The organism is Acinetobacter brisouii, from assembly GCF_008993995.1.
In the GTDB taxonomy this organism is placed as follows: Bacteria; Pseudomonadota; Gammaproteobacteria; order Pseudomonadales; family Moraxellaceae; genus Acinetobacter; species Acinetobacter brisouii_A.
On sequence record NZ_BKNN01000169.1, the window covers coordinates 1 to 740 of the forward strand.

The 740-nt window shown below is 37.0% G+C and carries 1 protein-coding gene; it reads right to left on the minus strand.

What is annotated here, in order from left to right:
• Positions 1-14: 14 nt before the first annotated feature.
• A complete protein-coding gene (locus GBN19_RS15490; RefSeq protein WP_151778709.1) occupies positions 15-692 on the minus strand; it encodes an IS1595 family transposase in 678 nt (225 codons plus the stop codon).
• Positions 693-740: the final 48 nt, after the last annotated feature.

The following is a 740-nucleotide window of genomic DNA, read 5'->3' on the forward strand; positions in this document are numbered from 1 at the left end:
AGGAGCTTAGGAAGTTAAAGAGGATTATTACGGAGTAATTTAAGCAAATCGAGGTATAAATTATCATGCCGATGATTGAAGCGATACTCCGTTTCTTTAAGATGCAAATAAAACATCCTTTTCTCAATTCCATTAAACTTACTGAGCCGCTTCTTTGCATAACCCCAAAAAGACTCTATGCCATTAATATGACGTTCTCCACAGGCAAATTCATTATCACCATGATTTACTCTCAAATGCTTGTCAAAGCCAATGTCAACTAAACCATCATAGCCTCTCCATCCATCTGTATTGATTACTGAATCAAGTTCTATATGTCCACGAATAATGCCTTGTAGAGTGGCTTTGGAACAATCAGGCACAATTTCTGTGTATACATTTCCATCTCGTTTAAGCAATCCAAATACAATCGTTTTACCTGATGCACCGCGACCTCGCTTACCACGGACACGACGAGCACCAAAGTAAGATTCATCCAGTTCAACAATGCCGTTAAAAGGAGATACTTCTTCACACTGGAGAGCAATTTTTTTACGCAATTTGATGTAAATTGTATTGATGGAGCGTACAGAAATATTGGTGAGTTTAGCTGTATCTGATGCAGTAAAATCCATGGCAAAAAAGCGAATAATTTGCCTGAATTTTGCTTCTGTGATTCTTGAACGGGAATAATATCTATTTTTTGCTTTCATATAAGGAAGTTACCATACTTTTTAATATGCTTAACTTCCTATGCCCCT